This window comes from Lachnobacterium bovis, from assembly GCF_900111325.1.
Classification (GTDB): Bacteria; Bacillota; Clostridia; order Lachnospirales; family Lachnospiraceae; genus Roseburia; species Roseburia bovis_A.
On sequence record NZ_FOGW01000010.1, the window covers coordinates 1 to 13,644 of the forward strand.

Here is a 13,644-nt window from a genome sequence, read left to right on the forward strand (position 1 = left end):
GAATAACGACTTATAAGAGAAAGTAATAAAAATGCGATAATACATTACAATTCTTATAAAATAAATAAACAAGGGGCCGATTTGGCCCCTTGTTTTGCATTAAAGATTAATAGATGGATTATATTTAATAATATGCATGAAACATATTATTGAAAACAAAGTTAAAAATTAAGTATTATTTATACCATCGTAGGTATACATTTTTAGTTTTCCTTTTACCAAGAAATCTCTATAGTTTTTTTGGTTAGGATGTTTTATCAAATAAAGTGCTTGTTCAACAGCCAATGTTACAATTTGGTTGTGAGGATGCACGACAACGTTAATGTTAAGTTGTGTAACTAAATTATTAACCTGATTACCATAACCGTAAACGGATATTGGATGATTAATATTCTTTTGTGAATTAAAAAGCAAGTAGTCAAGGAAACGGTTCGTTATGTTTGGTGTAGTACAAATAATAGCGCCACATCCTTTGCATAACATATCAGAAACCATGCTTCCGGTATCAAATTCAGGATTATCCATTACATCATAGATAAGGTTGTCATCATACGGAATCTGCGAAGAATTTAAAGAATCAACGTATGCTTTTAAAACTTCTTTCGAAGATGATACCTTAATATTTGAACAAACAAATGCAATTTTATGATGGTGGGAAGCACTATACGAAACAACGGCCTGATAAAAGGCGCTGTAATCATTTTCTAAAATAGCACTTTTTGTTGTACCTTCAGGCTTATTAATCAAAAATAAAACTGGAATATTTGAAGGAACAACATCCTCAATCTGTTCGAATTTTTCAGCATTAGAAATAACAAGAATACAGTCTACTAATTCTGAAAAAATCTTAAACAGTTCGCGTTCACGATCAAGATTATGACTAGTCATACCCATTAAAACTTTATAGCCACGGTCATAAAATTTATTGCATATCGAATCAACTAACGAATCTCTATAGCTACTATCTATGCTTGAAACAATAAAACCAATTGTGTTTGGTATTTTATACTTTGACATATGTCCTCTCCTTTTTACATACATAAGTATTCATCTAATTTTATCGGAAAAATTTATAAATATATACAGAGCAAATAAAAATAAAATAATAATAAAATTAAATTTTTCTTTACAAAAGTTTTATTTTATGATAATATTTTCGTTGTCGCGACAATTCTAATTTTTCAATGTTACAAATCGTAACTTATTCACATTTATTACGAAATTGACATAATATATTAACATTAAAAAGTATATAAGTTGTAGTTTATGAACATTATAAATAGCATAAACAAGATAAACTATAATTTATGAAGTAAAAAAATATAAAGCAGATAAACAACAATAAAAAAATTCAAAAAAAATCATAATAAAAAAGGAGATTACCATGAAAGAAATATTTGAACAATATGGTGGTGTATTAATTACAGTTGTTGCAATTTTATCAGTTATTGCAGTTATTATTTTTGTTGTAGGTCAGGGTAACAATAGCGTTATAGGTCAGGCGTTTATCAGAATTATTAATAGTTTTGTAGATAATGCAAATCATAATGCAGGAATTAATTGTAAATTGATGTAATGTAGGTAGGTTATTATATGAAGTTTGGACAAGAATATTTTGGACCATTATGGAGATATATCGAAGACGAAAAAATAACAGATATAGATTATAACGGAAGTCAAGTGTGGTTAACAGATGTATACAATCGCCGTTTTTTAGCGGATGAAAATTATGTAAGTCGTTATATTAATAGTCAATTTATAGAGCAGTTTACGCAAAGAATAGCTAATGCAGTTAGTCGACAATTCAATAAAGCAAATCCGGAGTTAGAAGCCGAAACACCAGATCTAAGAGTTACAATTATTCACGAATCAGTTTCACGTCAAGGGAGAACAATATGCATCAGAAAAACTCCTCCGATTATCAGGCTTAATATAAAGGACATTCTTGAAAAAAAATATTGTACTAAAGAAATTTTGTCTCTTTTAATTAATTGTGTTGATAGTAAAATGAATTTTTTATTTGCGGGTGAGCCTGGAGTAGGTAAGACGGAGTGCTTAAAATTTTTTTCTAATTTTATTCCAGAAAATGAAAGAGTAATAACTATTGAGGATACTTTAGAATTAAGATATTCGAAGACAAATCCACAAAAAGATTGTGTAGAGCTAAAAGTAGATTTTAATAAATTTACATATTCAGACGCATTAAAAGCATCGCTTCGCCTTAATCCTAAGTGGATTATGTTATCGGAAGCAAGATCTAAAGAAGTAAAATATTTGCTAGAAAGTTGGTCAACTGGGGTTCGTGGAATGACAACTTTACATACTTCAGATGTTAGAAATATTCCGGATAGAATTTTAAACATGCTAGAAAATAGAGTTGATGCTGATCGTTTAGAAAATGATGTGTATCAAGCTTTAGACGTTGGGATTCTAATACGCCAAAAAAATATAGGTGACAAAATATATAGATATATAGATCAGGTATGTTTTTTTACAAGAGAAAATGGAGTAAATAGTATAATTATGGTGGTAAAAAATGGAGAATTATTATTTGACTTTTCAAAGGATCAGATTAGTAAATTCTTTCCAAGAACTATAATTCAAAAATTAGAAAAATATAATGTAAATAATCCATTTAGCTGTAAAAAAATATAAGAATAAAAGGAGCTATTATGTTTTATAAAAAAATTCAAAATAAACTAAAAGGTATAAATCAAAGTATTAGTAAAAAATGCTTTTATACCAGTTATATAGTTGCGTTTTCGTTGATTTTTTTATTACATCTTTTATTAAAGCTTCAGTTGCCATTTATGGGAATAATGATTTTAATGATTATTCCCATGCTTTATGGATATATTGTAGAACATCATAAGATGAAAAATGAAAGAAATCGATTTGAAGACGTTGCAAGATATATAGAGACTATACTTTATAGTTTCGAACAAAACGGTAAAATAAAAGATTCTTTAAATGCAGTCTATGATTCGTTTAATGATGGAAAAATGAAAAAAACAATTCAAAAAGCAAATAATCATTTGACAAGTACGTTTGATAGTAGCAATGTTATGGAAGGTGCACTTAAAATAATTGAAAAAGAATATGAGTCTAATCAGCTTAAAGATGTACATGATTTTATGCTTAACGTAGAAAAAAATGGTGGAAAAATAGATAAGCCAATAGAATTGTTGTTAAATAAAAAAAGTATGTGGGAATATCGTATAAATGAAATGATTCAAGATAATACAAGAAAATTCAAAGAAGTTGTTATGTCAGTAATAACGTCACTTCTAATTTGTAGCATGGTATTGTATATTCCTACGGCAAATGTAGACATTAGCAAAAGCGTCGTGGTTCAAGCGTTAAGTGTGCTGGTATTTTTAATAGACTTATTAATTATAAAAAAAGCACAAAAATTTCTAAGTATTGATTGGCTTAAATTAGATATACTAAATAATGATGAATATTATATTAAAAAAATTAATGAATACAAAAAAAACAAAACCAATCGAATAAGTTTGGTGTCAGTTATTATAGGATCTTTATTTTTAATTTTAGCAGTTGTAGCATTTATTTTAAAAAATCAGTGGCTTGGTGTTGTAATGTTTTTATTATCGATTTTTGGTTATAATCAAGAATTGGTAGGAAGACGAATTCAAAAAAATGTATTGATAAAAGAGATAAAAAGAGCTTTTCCAATATGGTTAATGGATTTGGTTTTATTATTACAAAACGAAAATGTACAAATGGCATTGAAAAAATCCAAAGAAAATATTCCAGGAATTTTACGCGAAGAAGTTGAAATTTTGATTGATAAAATCGAGATGAGTCCGGAATCACCAAAACCGTATCATGATTTTTTGGCAGAGTTTGATATTGCAGAAATCAAAACTGCAATGAGTATGTTATATAGTTTATCAAACGGAGATGGGGCAAGTGCGGATGAACAAATCAAAAAAATTATAGAAAAAAATCAAAAGATGTTAAATAAAACCGAAAAAATAAGATTTAGTGATTTAAATTCTAAGTTGTATTTATTATTTTTAGCGCCAGTATTATCAGCTTCATTAAAATTAGTTGTTGACATGGCAGTATTTATGGTTACATTTTTGACATCAACTCGAATTGGAGGCTAAGTATGGGACAGGTAGTTAAATCATTTTTAGGCGTATTTTTAATAATGTTTTTAGTGGCCACGTCAGTGTCAATCATATCCGTTTTTCTAGAAGTAATGAATGCTCAAAATGAACACGCAAGTATAATAAATGAAATTGAAAACAGTGATTTTAATAATCAAGTTATTACGCAATGTGTCAATGATGCTAAGAAAAAAGGATATACTGTTTCAACTAAAGTTTTTTATGAGGATTTAGAAAAAATAAAATTAGAAAACAAAGATCTAGATGAAGCCAAAGTGGCAAAAGTCGAACTTAAATTTCCAATAAATATTGCCTTTTGGCAACTAAATCAGGAATATAAAATTGAAGGATATGCAAGATAGTATAAAATCTCTATAAAAAAACATGAGGTAAATTTATGAAAGAAATGATTGAAGAATATGGTGGTTCAGTAATTATTATGATTTTAGGAGGAGGTGTATTAGCTGCATTAAGTAAAATTGTTGCAGTATTACCGTTGTAAATATAATAAGAACAATTACTAAAAACAGATAGAAAAACAACTAAAATCAGGATGGACTGCATCTTAAATCAAGTAGAAAAAGGACTAAAAAAGGTAAACAACAACTTAGAATAGAAAAATGTGAGTGGAAAAATGAAGAAAATAATAGAAGAATATGGTCAAATTATAGTAGCGACTATTGGAGCGGTGACTTTCTTAGCAAGTTTTAATTTTTTATTTGTGCAGTCAAGTTCCCCTTTTATAAAATGTATAGAATTTTTTGTGAAAAGAGGAATGTAGATGAAAGAAATATTAAATCAATATGCATCAGTTTTAATAGTTGTGATAGTGGCTCTTTGTTGCATAGGCTTATTTTGTGGCAAATTTCAAAATAAATCAATTTCAGCTGTTACAAAGGAATTTATGCAAGAGAAAATTAAAAAAACTAAGGTACATCAAGATGAACAAGGTAATCAAAAATTTGAAAAATTCATGCAACGACAAAGGCCAATAATCAAATATACAAATAAAATAAAACTCTATGAAAAAAAGCAATATAAAATAGATGAGCTTTTTATTGCAAAAGATCAAGACGGAAATAAGCTTGATATAAAAATTATAAATGCTTATCAAGAAGAAACAAAAGACAATAATATTTTAATTCAAGGAAAATTAATTTATTTTTCGAAGGCCGGTGAATATGTTTTTATTTTACAAAGTAAGGATTCATATAATAAAAAAACGGTCTCTAAAATTTTACTCCCAGTTCAATCAGTATTAGAAAGGTAAACGATGAAAAATGTAGTAATTGGTATTTTTTCTGCACTTATAGTGGTATACGTAGTTGCAATATGTCTTACCCTTTACAACATAAATGCCAGAAAAAATCATATAGAAAACATTACCTCAGATGTTATGTATGAACATTTAAAAAAACATTATGGTTCATCAAATGTAAGTAGCGAAAAATTAAAAAAAGAAATAGAAAATCGATTAGATTTTATAAAAGAAAAAGATGAACTAAAAATAAATATATCTAAATATAATCTAGCTAAAGGGCTAATAATTGCAGAAATTCAGGATAAATATCGAATTTTTTCAGGGAAAATCAAAAATATCAAAATAAAGAAAATAATTATTTTTGATAAAGAAGATATAAAACTTAAAGAAAAAAATCAATATAGAAATTTGATTTTCTATGTGAAAGATAAAATATATAAAAAAGTTAGGTTAAAAGTAGGAAGTACTTATGTGGTTCCTAAATTTGATTTAGATGCTTTTCTAGAAGAAGATAAAGCGACAAATGAAACAGTTAAATCCAAGATACTTATAAAACAAGGTGAAATCATTAGAATATCTAATGAAATGCCAGAAAATAATATCTATTTATTAGATTTAGAAAAATAAGAGATTAAAGAGTATGAAAAATATTATGAATTTAAAAAAAATAATATTTTGTTGCGTATTATTTATAGGTGCAATAAAATATTTATCATTAGATGTTAAAGCCGCAAATTATGATGCTAAAAGCTTTGTGGAACAATTTGGTAGTTCAGTAAAATTTGTACCACAAGAAAATCCAAATGTGCCAGGTAATCCTTTAAACGATGCAAATCACATGTTGGATAGATTTTCTGACGATGGGGACATATTATATGGAACAGAAGGTACAGCGGCGGTTTCACAGGGTATAAGATATTCAACTATCGGATGGAAGGTAAATGTATGGTACAATGATGCCACAGGGGCTAAGAGAGAAGAAATTTATTTTAAGCTTGGTGGATCATATATGCAAAGAGTATCTGAAGTTTCTTCAAATGGAGTTGAATATAATTTATATTCTATAAAATTAAGTGTTTTGCGAAGTAGAATGTCACCTCAAGCAAGAGAAGCTATGAATAGGGGCCAGGCAAATTTTACACTTGATGCTTGCGTATCTTTAAAGCAAAATGGCGTATTACTTTCTGATATGAATGACAATGGTTGTACTAGAGATATAGGACATTTTTACACAGATCATAACGGAATAGCAAACGCTGCACCTTGGCGTAGTGCAACTAAGGAAAAATTAAAAACTTACTTCAATAAAAATATTGATGGTTTAATGATTAGAATAAATGTAGAAGGTGATGAGGGAATAGCAAGTGTTTCTGGAAGTGGAAATTATTTGTACGGAACGAATGTAAATATTTCTAAAAGTATAAAAAATGGATTCGATTTTACAGGATGGAAGGTTGTAGCGGCACAAAATCAAGCATTTTTAAATACAAGTATTAATTCAGAAAACTTTAAATGTAAAGCAATTACCAATATTACCTACCGAGCAACAACGAAACGTAAGCAAACTAGGATTGTTTTTCATAGGAATGAAAGTATAAACGATACGGTAATTCATACGGAAGTATTTACGTATGGTGACAATGATGTAGCGATAAATCTGGATAGATGGAATGATAAAAATTGGATAAAAGATGGATTTCATCAAGTTGGTTGGGCATTTAAGCCGGATGAACAAAAAGCATATGGAATGGATGATAAGTTAAATAAAGATTGGCTATTATCGAAGTCACCAAAAATCGATCTTTATGCGGTTTGGGAGGAAAATACATACGTAATCCGATACGATGGAAACGGCGCTTTTAAAGGGCATATAGATGATGTAAGAGCAAAATATTCTGAAAAAATTACAACTAGTAACAATGAATTTGATAAACCAATTGAAGATTCAACTTATCTAGGATGGAGCCAAGATAAAAAAATACTTTTCCCGGAGTACAAAGAAAAACAAACAGTGTCTGTAAAAGAGTTAGCGACTAAGGCGGGATGTCTGCATGAAAATAACGCAGTTATAATGCTTTATGCTACGTGGAATTATTGGCCGACAATAAGCGCAAAAGATTTGTATTATAGTCTAGAAGATGCTCAAAATGGAATAATATCAGAAAGAGAAATTGCATCAAAAATTAGCGCAAAAGATAGAGAAGATGGAAATATCCAATATGGTTTAAATTCAAAGAATTTTCTAAAGCTAATAAATTATAGTGAGGAAGAATTTATAAATTTAAAAGATAAAGCAGATATATCAGAAATCATTTGCGTTAAAGATCAACATGGCAAACTCATTGAAAAAGAAATAAATATCCATATTACAGATATTAAACCGTTATACGGTAAAGATGCTGTCGGTAAAATTAGATTTTACGATAAAAAGTATAAAAATACATTATTCAAATATTCGGTTTGGAAAAATAAGAATTATCAAAATGAATTAGAGTAAAAAATAAATGAAAAAACAAATGAAAAAATAACTACAAAAACAAATGTAAAAAAATGAAAAAATAACTACAAAAACAAATAAAAAAAAGCATAGTAAATTGTAATTAAAATACAAACTACTATGCTTAAGTATTAATTATGAGTCTTTTATCTCTTCAGAAGGCAATTTGATATAAACTCGTTCAATTCGATTTTTATCAACCTGATTGATTTTTAAAAGAACGTTATCATCGTTAATTACAATTTCATTTTTTACTGGCAAGTGATCAAGTAAACCAAGACAATAACCACCAATTGTATCATAATCATCTGATTCAAGATGTATTTTCAAAGTGTTAGAAACATCATCAATATTAGCTGAGCCGAGTACTAGAAATTCACGGTCAGAAATTTGTGTAATATCGTCTTCTTCGTCAAAGTCATATTCATCACGAATTTCACCAACGATTTCTTCGAGTAAGTCTTCTAATGTGATGAGCCCTGCAGTTGAGCCATATTCATCAAGTACAATAGCCATTGAAATTGAATTTTTTCGCATCTCGATAAATAAATCAGCTGTATTTTTTGATTCAAAAGTAAAATAAGGTTTACGTAAAATAGAATCAATAGTAAAATTAGATTCATTTCTACATAGGAGTAAATCCTTGATATTAATTGTTCCAACGACGTTATCTGTAGTATCTTCATAAACTGGAAGTCTAGTGAATTTATTGTCTTTGAAAATTTCAATAATATCATCATATGATGAGTCGATTGAAACGAAAACCATATCTATTCGTGGAACCATTACTTCCTTGGCATTAGCGTCTCCAAAATCAAATAAGTTATGAATTATATCACGTTCTTCGTGCTCAATAACCCCGTTTTCTTGTCCAACGTCAACAATAGTTCTAATTTCTTCCTCAGAAATTGTTTGACTAAGTTTGTCAGGATCGATTCGAAGAAGAAATAGCACTAGTTTTGATAGGCTATTTAATACAAAAATAAAAGGTGTAAATATGAACATTAACATACTAATAACCCTTGCGTATCTAAAAGAATATTTTTCAGACTGTATAGTTGCAAGAGTTTTAGGAGTTATTTCACCAAAAATTAAAATAACAAGAGTTAGAATACCTGTTACTATTCCAGCTGCATAATTTCCAAAATATTTGATTGCAAGGGATGTTGAAAGAGAAGATGCTGATAAATTAACAATGTTGTTACCTATCAAAATCGCAGACAACATTTTAGAGCTATCGTCTGTTATTTTAAGAACTAAAGAAGCTCGTTTATCTTTATTTTCGGCTAAAGTTCGTAACTTTATTTTGCTAACGGTTGTAAGCGCAGTCTCGGCCGATGAAAAAAAGGCGGAAAGTATCAATAATATAATTAAAATGATTAGTTTTCCTATGTCGCTATTATCCAAAAAAATTTCACCTCATTAAGAAATATTTTACATAAGTAAATCCAAACGTAAATTCAAACGTAAATTCAAACGTAAATTTAAACGTAAGTAAATTTAAACGTAAGCAAATTTATACATAAGTAATACTTTTATTATACACATATTTGATAATATTGTCTAATAAAAGAGGCTAATACTATCCTTTTAATCGGATAATATTAGCCACTTATAAAGTCTTGATTTATAAATTAATAATAGTAAGTCAGATATTAAGCCTCAGTTGTATAGTTAGGAGCTTCTTTAGTAATGTGAATGTCATGTGGATGACTTTCTTTTAATGAAGCTGAAGTAATTTTTACAAACTGACCTTTCTCTTTTAAGTCTTCGATTGTTGGGCAACCGCAGTAACCCATACCTGAACGAATACCACCAACTAATTGGAAGATAGTATCTTCGATGCTTCCTTTGTAAGCAACACGTCCTTCAACACCTTCAGGAACAAGTTTCTTAGCATTTGTCTGGAAGTAACGATCTTTACTACCGTTTTCCATAGCTGCGATAGATCCCATACCACGGTAAACTTTGTATTTTCTACCTTGGAATATTTCGAATTCGCCAGGAGCCTCATCACAACCAGCAAACATAGATCCCATCATACATACGTTAGCACCAGCTGCAAGAGCTTTTGTCATATCACCAGAGAATTTGATTCCACCATCTGCGATACATGGAATACCGTATTCTTTAGTTGTTTTGTAAACGTCCATGATAGCAGTGATTTGAGGAACACCAATACCAGCAACTACACGAGTTGTACAGATTGATCCAGGTCCAATACCAACTTTAACTGCATCAGCACCAGCTTCGATTAAAGCTTTAGCAGCAGCACCAGTAGCAATGTTACCAGCGATAACCTGTAAATCTGGATATGTGTTTTTGATTTTCTTAACTGCTTCAATGATGTTCTTAGAATGGCCGTGAGCTGAGTCAACAACGATTACGTCAACATGAGCGTTAACAAGAGCTTCAACTCTTTCCATCATGTTAGCTGTAATACCTACACCAGCACCACAAAGAAGACGTCCCTGTTCATCTTTGGCAGAGTTAGGATATTTAATTTGTTTTTCAATATCTTTAATAGTAATTAAACCTTTTAAGTTGAAATTATCATCAACGATTGGTAATTTTTCTTTTTTAGCTTTAGCTAAAATTTCTTTTGCTGCTTCGATAGTTATTCCTTCTTTAGCAGTAACTAAGTTTTCAGATGTCATACATTCACTGATTTTTTGTGTGTAATCTGTCTGGAATTTTAAATCACGGTTAGTGATAATACCAACTAATTTACCATCTTCTGTAATAGGTACACCAGAAATACGGAATTTAGCCATTAAGTCATCTGCATCTCTTAATGTATGATTTGGAGAAAGGTAAAATGGATCAGTAATTACGCCGTTTTCTGAACGTTTTACTTTGTCAACCTCATCAGCCTGTGCCTCAATAGACATATTTTTGTGGATGATTCCGATACCACCTTGTCTTGCCATGGCAATAGCCATTTTTGATTCAGTTACGGTGTCCATCGCCGCACTCATCATAGGAATATTTAAAACGATTTTCTTTGTAAGATGTGTTCTTAAATCAACTAAGTTAGGTGTAACCTCCGAATATTGAGGAACTAATAACACGTCATCAAATGTAATTCCATCGCCGATAATAGTACCCATTTATAAAATCCTCACTTTCTTAATACAAATGTTTATTTATACGAAAAAATAATAAATGTTTATCATGGGGAATGATAAACACTGCTGTGAATTGCTCAGAAAAAACCCTGAATTGTATGAAAAATTAATAGAAACAACTAGAAATATACTAGAATTCACTAATTTGGAGCAGTATTGTTTCTGAGAATTCGGTTCATATTGGAAAAAATATAGCAAAATTCTTGTTGGATGTCAAGATTGTTTATGAAATTTTTGAATAAAAATTATAAATAATTTTTATTTGTAAATCCCTTGATATTTTAAAATAGTTATTGTATACTAATCAGCAAAAAGAAAACGCAATATGAATTTAAACAATTAAGGGACAAAGAAGTCGCACATCGTGGTACTTTTTTGCCCTTTTTTAGTTAATACGTTTTAAAGGAGATAAAAAATGGAGTTTAGACCATGCGTTGATATCCATAATGGTAAAGTCAAACAGATAGTTGGCGGAAGTTTGACAGATGTAAATGATGTTGCATTAGAGAACTATGTTTCAGAGGTTGATGGAGATTATTATGGTAAGCTTTATAAGAAATATGGCTTAAAAGGTGGGCATATTATTCTTTTGAATCATAAGGATAGCCAGTATTATGAAGCAACAAAGCAGCAAGCGATAAAAACGCTAAAATCGTACGATAAAGGCTTTCAAATTGGTGGAGGCATCGATTGTTCAAATGCGAAAGAATATATTGAAAATGGGGCTGATAAAGTGATTGTGACATCTTATGTTTTTAAAGATGGCAAAATCAACTATCAAAATTTAAAAGAAATAGTGGCAATAGTTGGAAAAGAAAATTTGGTTTTAGATTTGAGTGTTAGAAAAAAAGATTCAAATTACTATGTTGTAACAGATAGATGGCAGAAATTCACAGATGAAATTTTAAATCATAAATTGTTAGATGAATTAGAAAAATATTGTAGTGAATTTCTTATTCATGCTGTGGATGTAGAAGGAAAAGCCGATGGAATAGAAGAAAATGTTGTCAAACTTCTTAGCGAATGGGGCAAGATACCAACAACCTACGCGGGCGGTATCAGTTCATATGACGACATTAGACTTATTAAAAAAATAGGAAAAAATAAAATAAACATTACAATAGGTAGTGCATTAGATATTTTTGGTGGGAAACTAAAAATAAAAGAAGTGCTAGATATATGTAAAGATTGATATAAATCAAAACTTTATTATTTTTTAAGTTAAGAAAGAAGAGGAAAATGAAAATGCCTAAATATACTAGAGAAGAAATCATAAGATTGGTTGAAGAAGAAGACGTAGAATTTATTAGACTTCAATTTACAGATATTTTTGGAACACTTAAAAATGTTGCAATTACATCTAGTCAATTAGAAAAAGCATTAGATAATAAATGTATGTTTGACGGATCTTCTATTGAGGGATTTGTTAGAATAGAAGAGTCTGATATGTATTTATATCCTGATTTAGATACTTTTGTTATTTTTCCATGGAGACCTCAAACGGGAAAAGTGGCAAGAATCATATGCGATATAAGAAAATCTGATGGAACACCATTTGAATGTGATTGTCGTTATATTTTAAAGAAACAGCTCGAAAGAGCGCATAAAATGGGTTATAAATTTCAGGTGGGTAGTGAATGTGAATTTTTCCTATTTCATCAAGATGAAAATGGACAACCAACAACAATCAGTCATGAAAAAGGTGGATATTTTGATTTAGGCCCAGTTGATTTAGGAGAAAATGCAAGACGAGATATGGTTTTAACATTAGAGGATATGGATTTTGAAGTTGAGGCATCTCATCATGAAGTTGCACCAGCTCAGCATGAAATTGATTTAAAATATACAGAAGCACTTGAGGCAGCTGACAATATTATGACATTTAAATTAGCGGTAAAAACTATTGCAAAACGACATGGACTATTCGCAAGTTTTATGCCAAAACCAAAATGTGGCGTAAGCGGTTCAGGTATGCATATCAATATGTCATTGACTAAAGATGGACAAAATATTTTTTACGATGAGAATGGTAAACTTCAGTTAAGTGAAAATGCATATTATTTTATAGGTGGAATAATGAAGCACATTAAAGGAATGACAGCAATTACTAATCCACTTATAAATTCATATAAACGATTTGTGCCTGGATATGAGGCACCTATTTATATTGCGTGGTCAGCAACTAATAGAAGTCCACTTATTCGAATTCCAACCCCAAGAGAAGAGGAAACAAGAATAGAGCTTAGATGTCCAGATCCTTCAACTAATCCTTATTTAGCTTTTGCAGTATGTCTTGCAGCGGGATTAGATGGAATTGAAAATAAAATCGAACCACCAAAAGGTGTGCATGGTAATGTTTTCGAGCTAACACCAGAAGATATTGAAAAATTAAAAATTGAAGAATTGCCACAGAATTTATTTGAAGCAATCAAGGAATTACAAAAAGATGATTACATCAAAGAAGTTCTAGGAAATTTAATAGTTTCCAAAATGGTTACAGCAAAAATGGATGAATGGACAAGATATAGAGAACAAATTTCACAATGGGAAATAGATCAATATCTATATAAAATATAATATTTCACAGAAGCATTTTTAATAGAAAAACGAAACTAAAGAATT

General features: G+C 29.6%; 13 protein-coding genes. 10 read left to right on the forward strand and 3 right to left on the reverse strand.

Translation table 11 applies throughout. The annotated features are described in order from the left end of the window. Positions 1-168: 168 nt before the first annotated feature. Positions 169-1,017 carry a substrate-binding domain-containing protein gene (locus tag BMY79_RS05190; RefSeq protein WP_074730510.1) on the reverse strand — a complete coding sequence of 283 codons (849 nt, stop codon included), beginning with the start codon at positions 1,015-1,017 and terminating at the stop codon, positions 169-171. 367 nt (positions 1,018-1,384) lie between these two features. On the opposite strand from BMY79_RS05190, the gene BMY79_RS05195 reads away from it, so the two are divergent. From BMY79_RS05195 to BMY79_RS05225, 8 genes are all read left to right on the forward strand, one after another. After that, positions 1,385-1,576, forward strand: a complete 192-nt coding sequence (locus BMY79_RS05195) for a hypothetical protein (protein WP_022749045.1) — start codon at positions 1,385-1,387, stop codon at positions 1,574-1,576. A gap of 17 nt (positions 1,577-1,593) precedes the next feature. Then, entirely contained in the window at positions 1,594-2,655 is a 1,062-nt protein-coding gene (locus BMY79_RS05200; protein ID WP_074730511.1) for an ATPase, T2SS/T4P/T4SS family, read from the forward strand. Between the two features lie 17 nt (positions 2,656-2,672). Beyond that, the gene (locus BMY79_RS05205) at positions 2,673-4,133 is read left to right on the forward strand and encodes a hypothetical protein (RefSeq protein WP_022749048.1); all 1,461 of its coding nucleotides are present in this window, start codon (positions 2,673-2,675) and stop codon (positions 4,131-4,133) included. Between the two features lie 2 nt (positions 4,134-4,135). Next, the gene (locus BMY79_RS05210; RefSeq protein ID WP_022749049.1) at positions 4,136-4,498 is read left to right on the forward strand and encodes a hypothetical protein; all 363 of its coding nucleotides are present in this window, start codon (positions 4,136-4,138) and stop codon (positions 4,496-4,498) included. A gap of 272 nt (positions 4,499-4,770) precedes the next feature. Further along, positions 4,771-4,917, forward strand: coding sequence for a hypothetical protein (locus BMY79_RS12155; protein WP_022749052.1), 147 nt, complete (start codon positions 4,771-4,773; stop codon positions 4,915-4,917). Then, positions 4,918-5,406, forward strand: coding sequence for a hypothetical protein (locus tag BMY79_RS05215; RefSeq protein WP_022749053.1), 489 nt, complete (start codon positions 4,918-4,920; stop codon positions 5,404-5,406). 3 nt (positions 5,407-5,409) lie between these two features. Further along, a complete protein-coding gene (locus tag BMY79_RS05220; protein WP_074730512.1) occupies positions 5,410-6,024 on the forward strand; it encodes a hypothetical protein in 615 nt (204 codons plus the stop codon). A 13-nt stretch (positions 6,025-6,037) separates the two neighbouring features. After that, a complete protein-coding gene (locus tag BMY79_RS05225) occupies positions 6,038-7,894 on the forward strand; it encodes a hypothetical protein (RefSeq protein ID WP_074730513.1) in 1,857 nt (618 codons plus the stop codon). 135 nt (positions 7,895-8,029) lie between these two features. Here BMY79_RS05225 and BMY79_RS05230 read toward each other — a convergent pair whose 3' ends face one another. Together BMY79_RS05230 and guaB are read right to left on the reverse strand one after the other, a co-directional pair. Next, positions 8,030-9,301, reverse strand: coding sequence for an HlyC/CorC family transporter (locus tag BMY79_RS05230; RefSeq protein WP_022749057.1), 1,272 nt, complete (start codon positions 9,299-9,301; stop codon positions 8,030-8,032). Positions 9,302-9,549: 248 nt separating this feature from the next. Next, complete coding sequence (guaB, locus tag BMY79_RS05235) at positions 9,550-11,004, reverse strand: IMP dehydrogenase (protein WP_022749059.1); 1,455 nt, start codon at positions 11,002-11,004, stop codon at positions 9,550-9,552. Between the two features lie 433 nt (positions 11,005-11,437). On the opposite strand from guaB, the gene hisA reads away from it, so the two are divergent. Both hisA and glnA read left to right on the forward strand, forming a co-directional pair. Next, positions 11,438-12,214 carry a phosphoribosylformimino-5-aminoimidazole carboxamide ribotide isomerase gene (gene hisA, locus BMY79_RS05240; RefSeq protein ID WP_022749060.1) on the forward strand — a complete coding sequence of 259 codons (777 nt, stop codon included), beginning with the start codon at positions 11,438-11,440 and terminating at the stop codon, positions 12,212-12,214. Positions 12,215-12,267: 53 nt separating this feature from the next. Then, entirely contained in the window at positions 12,268-13,599 is a 1,332-nt protein-coding gene (glnA, locus tag BMY79_RS05245; protein ID WP_074730514.1) for a type I glutamate--ammonia ligase, read from the forward strand. The last annotated feature ends 45 nt before the right edge of the window (positions 13,600-13,644 follow it).

Coding starts and splice junctions, on each gene's coding strand:
- BMY79_RS05190 (WP_074730510.1), bottom strand. CDS start 1,017: ATGTCAAAGTATAAAATACCAAACACAATTGGTTTTATTGTTTCAAGC.
- BMY79_RS05210 (WP_022749049.1), top strand. CDS start 4,136: ATGGGACAGGTAGTTAAATCATTTTTAGGCGTATTTTTAATAATGTTT.
- BMY79_RS05220 (WP_074730512.1), top strand. CDS start 5,410: ATGAAAAATGTAGTAATTGGTATTTTTTCTGCACTTATAGTGGTATAC.
- BMY79_RS05205 (WP_022749048.1), top strand. CDS start 2,673: ATGTTTTATAAAAAAATTCAAAATAAACTAAAAGGTATAAATCAAAGT.
- guaB (WP_022749059.1), bottom strand. CDS start 11,004: ATGGGTACTATTATCGGCGATGGAATTACATTTGATGACGTGTTATTA.
- BMY79_RS05215 (WP_022749053.1), top strand. CDS start 4,918: ATGAAAGAAATATTAAATCAATATGCATCAGTTTTAATAGTTGTGATA.
- BMY79_RS05195 (WP_022749045.1), top strand. CDS start 1,385: ATGAAAGAAATATTTGAACAATATGGTGGTGTATTAATTACAGTTGTT.
- BMY79_RS05225 (WP_074730513.1), top strand. CDS start 6,038: ATGAAAAATATTATGAATTTAAAAAAAATAATATTTTGTTGCGTATTA.
- BMY79_RS12155 (WP_022749052.1), top strand. CDS start 4,771: ATGAAGAAAATAATAGAAGAATATGGTCAAATTATAGTAGCGACTATT.
- hisA (WP_022749060.1), top strand. CDS start 11,438: ATGGAGTTTAGACCATGCGTTGATATCCATAATGGTAAAGTCAAACAG.
- glnA (WP_074730514.1), top strand. CDS start 12,268: ATGCCTAAATATACTAGAGAAGAAATCATAAGATTGGTTGAAGAAGAA.
- BMY79_RS05200 (WP_074730511.1), top strand. CDS start 1,594: ATGAAGTTTGGACAAGAATATTTTGGACCATTATGGAGATATATCGAA.